This window comes from Pseudoalteromonas sp. Isolate6, assembly GCF_022398435.1.
Classification (GTDB): Bacteria; Pseudomonadota; Gammaproteobacteria; order Enterobacterales; family Alteromonadaceae; genus Pseudoalteromonas; species Pseudoalteromonas galatheae.
Map to the genome: position 1 here is coordinate 1 of NZ_JAKEVK010000379.1, position 1,127 is coordinate 1,127.

At 39.4% G+C, this 1,127-nt stretch carries 2 protein-coding genes; both read right to left on the reverse strand.

The window, feature by feature from the left end; translation table 11 throughout:
• Positions 1 to 101: 101 nt before the first annotated feature.
• Complete coding sequence (locus tag L1D50_RS23020; RefSeq protein ID WP_138522740.1) at positions 102 to 380, reverse strand: hypothetical protein; 279 nt, start codon at positions 378 to 380, stop codon at positions 102 to 104.
• 157 nt (positions 381 to 537) lie between these two features.
• Entirely contained in the window at positions 538 to 843 is a 306-nt protein-coding gene (locus tag L1D50_RS23025) for a helix-turn-helix transcriptional regulator (RefSeq protein ID WP_239966936.1), read from the reverse strand.
• Positions 844 to 1,127: the final 284 nt, after the last annotated feature.

The window sequence follows — 1,127 nt, forward strand, 5'->3', positions numbered from 1 at the left end:
AATTAAAATAGAGCCATTGGCATAAATTTCTAAATTTATGTAAGTTGCTGAAAATAAAACAGCTGATACTATTCCAAATATTAAAAAGCACCAAGATAACTTCATTCTTTTTCCTTGACATAAACGAGCAGAGTTGAGTAACTCTCACTTTCTTTTTTGGGATCGGTTGCCTTATTACCGCCACTACCAGCATATACTTGCCTATTCTGTTTCTTACTTAAAAGTGAAAAATGTCGTGAGCTTCTGCTTTGATTGTCTTTTCTTTTAGGGTCTTTATCTTTATTTGGACCGCTGCCACCAGAAACCATTTTTGTCTCTTTGAGGTGGAGCTGATAAATATCTGAAAGTTTACTAGTGGTCTTTTTTAGCAAAAAGCGCATAATGACGTCCTTTCTAAGTTAAGTTTTGCGGTGTTTAGTTTCCACTCTACTTTACCCCTTAACAACAAGGTTGAAAACATCGTGTTGCAAATAGACCTTATTCGTAACTTTATTGTCTGCCATTGTGGTGAGGGGCTATTGAAGTGCGCATCTTTCATTAGCCGTTATCCTCATTGCTTGGTTTGTTATTTCGCGGTGTTGGAGACTTGCGCCATAATTTGGCGTCGTCAATTTTGTCTCTCAAGGCAAGAATTTGTTCTCTGAGTGGGTTGAGGTTGATGCCGCAGGTGTCGCACCATATTTCAAAATATTCATAGGGAAATTTGCTTACACCTTTTTCGTAGTTTTCATAAGTGCCACGTTCCACGCCAACCAAGTTAGCCATTTCTTGCGTGGTTTTGCCGGCGACTTTGCGCATGCGGCGCAGGTCGTCTCCTGTAAAGCGCTTATCAAATTTCCCCACCAACTCAATCCTTTTGCTTGTCGCACTCGCGTTATAAACAGCATCAGTCCCTATGTTGTCTGATGTACGCTATTTGTTTGTCTCTATTGTTTGCTTAACCAAGTTGCATTTTTGTATCTAAACCGTAAACGCGAGTCTATCGTAGAAAATTTCTTTTTCAAGAGTAGCCCGCCTAAAAATGAACATTTTGTTGCATTTAATAAGTCTTCGCTCGATTTTTTAGGCGAAGCCTGAGGTGAGTAATTTGGTATTTAACAGAGGTGTTGTGATGACGAGTGTAGCTT